Origin of the sequence: Pseudomonas sp. C6002 (assembly GCF_013385805.1) — a bacterium.
GTDB lineage: Bacteria > Pseudomonadota > Gammaproteobacteria > Pseudomonadales > Pseudomonadaceae > Aquipseudomonas.
Window position 1 is genome coordinate 1 of record NZ_JACAPH010000025.1, and the last position, 1,295, is coordinate 1,295.

The window sequence follows — 1,295 nt, forward strand, 5'->3', positions numbered from 1 at the left end:
GCGATCTGGTAGCCCGCATCCGCATGACGCATCACGCCGGTCGCCGGGTCGTTGTGCAGCACGCGCGCGATACGCTCGGCGGCTTCGTCGGTACCGTCGCAGACAATCACCATGCCCGAGTGCTGGGAGAAGCCCATGCCGACGCCGCCGCCGTGGTGCAACGAAACCCAGGTCGCGCCGCTGGCGGTGTTGAGCAAGGCGTTGAGCAGTGGCCAGTCGGACACGGCGTCGGAACCGTCCTGCATCGATTCGGTTTCACGGTTGGGGCTGGCCACCGAGCCGGAGTCCAGGTGGTCGCGGCCGATCACGATGGGTGCCGACAGCTCGCCGCTGCGCACCATTTCGTTGAATGCCAGGCCGAGCTTGGCGCGCTGGCCCAGGCCAACCCAGCAGATACGCGCCGGCAGGCCCTGGAAGCTGATGCGCTCGCGGGCCATGTCCAGCCAGTTGTGCAGGTGCGCGTCGTCCGGGATCAGCTCTTTGACTTTGGCGTCGGTCTTGTAGATGTCTTGCGGGTCGCCCGACAGCGCAGCCCAACGGAACGGGCCGATGCCACGGCAGAACAGCGGACGGATGTAGGCCGGGACGAAACCCGGGAAGTCGAAGGCGTTTTCCACGCCCACTTCTTGCGCCATCTGACGGATGTTGTTGCCGTAGTCGAACGTCGGGATGCCTTGTTTCTGGAACTCGAGCATGGCTTTGACGTGCACGGCCATCGACTGCTTGGCGGCCTTGATCACTTCGGCCGGTTCGGTCTTGGCGCGGGCGCGGTATTCGTCCCAGGTCCAGCCGGCGGGCAGGTAGCCGTTGAGCGGGTCGTGGGCGCTGGTCTGGTCGGTGACCATGTCCGGGCGCACGCCGCGCTTGACCAGTTCCGGAAGGATTTCAGCGGCGTTGCCCAGCAACGCGATGGAGATCGCCTGGCCGGCCTTGGTGTATTTGTCGATGCGCGCCAGGGCGTCGTCGAGGTCGGTGGCTTGTTCGTCGACGTAGCGGCTGCTCAGGCGGAAGTCGATGCTGACCTGCTGGCATTCGATGTTCAGCGAGCAGGCACCGGCCAGGGTCGCAGCCAGTGGCTGGGCGCCGCCCATGCCGCCGAGGCCGGCAGTCAGGACCCAACGGCCCTTGAGGTCATCGTTGTAGTGCTGGCGACCGGCTTCGACGAAGGTTTCGTAGGTGCCCTGCACGATGCCCTGGCTGCCGATGTAGATCCAGCTGCCGGCGGTCATCTGGCCGTACATGGCCAGGCCCTTGGCATCCAGTTCGTTGAAATGCTCCCAGCTCGCCCAGTGCGG

1 protein-coding gene is annotated in these 1,295 nt (G+C 65.9%); it reads right to left on the reverse strand.

Translation table 11 applies throughout. The features are described from left to right. The coding region (gene hutU / locus HX817_RS16995) for a urocanate hydratase (RefSeq protein WP_256348768.1) at positions 1–1,295 on the reverse strand (1,295 nt) is incomplete at both ends.